We start from the raw sequence: 1434 nt of genomic DNA, 5'->3' as shown, positions 1-1434 counted from the left end.
GGGGGGTGCCTCTATGTCTTTCGTCAAGCGAGGCGTGGGGTTCGGGGTTCGTAGAAGGTGCCGTCGCGGAGCATCGCGAACAGCACGTTGATCCGCTGACGGGCCAGGCGGAGAAGTGCCTGGGTGTGGGTCTTTCCGCGGGACCGGCATCGGTCGTAGTAGCTGCGGGAGACAGGATCGTGCAGTGCAGCGAATGCGGACAGGAACATCGCCCGCTTGAGCTGCCGGTTGCCGCCTCTGGGCGCGTGTTCGCCGTGGATCGAGGTCCCCGACGACTTGGTCGTCGGGGCCAGGCCGGCGTAGGAGGCCAGGTGGGCGGCGGTGGGGAAGCTGGTGCCGTCGCCGACGGTGACCAGCAAAGCGGCGGCGGTCCTGATGCCGACGCCGGGCAGCGACGTCAGGACCTTGGAAAGAGGGTGAGCCTCCAGCAGCTGTCCGATCTGCGTTTCCAGGGCTCGTCGCTGTTCGTGGACGGCCGTAAGCGAACGGGCCAGAGATGGGATCACGACGTCGAGGGTGCCGGTGCCCGGGACCACGACGGTCTGCTCATCGAGCGCGTCGAAGACCTCGTCGATCAGCCGGGCAGCCATGCGCGGAGCCTTGGGCCGGATCACCTCAACCAGCCTGCGACGTCCGGCCTTTCGCAAGCTGGCCGGGGAGCCGTAGCGTTCCAGCAGCCAGGTCACCGCAGGGTGGTCCAGGCGCGGGCCAAGGACACGCTCCAGGCTGGGGTGGAACTGGGTGAGCAGCCCGCGTATCCGGTTGGAGGTGCGGGTCGCCTCGGCCGCCAGGTCCTGGTCGAAGCCCACCAGCACGGTCAGCTCGGCGGTGATCTCGTCGGTCAGTTCCAACGAGCGCAGGGTGTGCGGCATCGTCCGTGCGGCATCCGCGATCACGGCCGCGTCCTTCGCGTCGGTCTTCGCCTCGCCCGGGTAGAGGTCGGCGATTCGCCGCATGGACAAGCCGGGCAGGTAGGCGACCTTGCAGCCGACGTCCCGGGCGACCGTCAGAGGGAGGGCTCCGATGGAGGCGGGCTGGTCCACGATCACCAGCACGGTGCCGAACTTCGCAGCCAGCTTGTCGAAGACGGCCCGCAGCTTCGGCTCGCTGTTGGGCAACTGCTTGTCGAAGACCTTCTTGCCGGCCGGGGTGAGTCCGTGTCCGTGATGGGCGCTCTTGCCGACGTCCAGGCCGAGGAAGACGCCCACGTCGTCGATGTCGTCCAATCCATCCTCCCGAACGGAGTTCGTGCGGTGCTGGCCAGGGCGTTGGCGTCGTATGCGCGCATCCACGTTATGCAGACCTGCCGCCCGCAAGCGGCCGGGCATTGCGCCGGGCCAGGCGGTAGTCGGACCTCTCATCAGCGTCTCCAACGGCGCCTCTCGGGCCCGGTGACACCACCCCCCAGGTCATTCGTTCGACAGGGGGGAACAG

Annotated in this window: 1 protein-coding gene; it reads right to left on the bottom strand. The window is 68.2% G+C overall.

Translation table 11 applies throughout. The features are described 5' to 3' along the window. Positions 1-23 precede the first annotated feature (23 nt). Positions 24-1226 (bottom strand): IS110 family RNA-guided transposase, encoded by a 1203-nt coding sequence (locus IG08_RS0153125; protein WP_030622024.1) that lies wholly within the window; start codon positions 1224-1226, stop codon positions 24-26. Positions 1227-1434: the final 208 nt, after the last annotated feature.

Origin of the sequence: Streptomyces fulvoviolaceus (genome assembly GCF_000718165.1) — a bacterium.
Classification (GTDB): domain Bacteria; phylum Actinomycetota; class Actinomycetes; order Streptomycetales; family Streptomycetaceae; genus Streptomyces; species Streptomyces fulvoviolaceus.
This window is presented reverse-complemented; position numbering and strand designations above follow the sequence as displayed.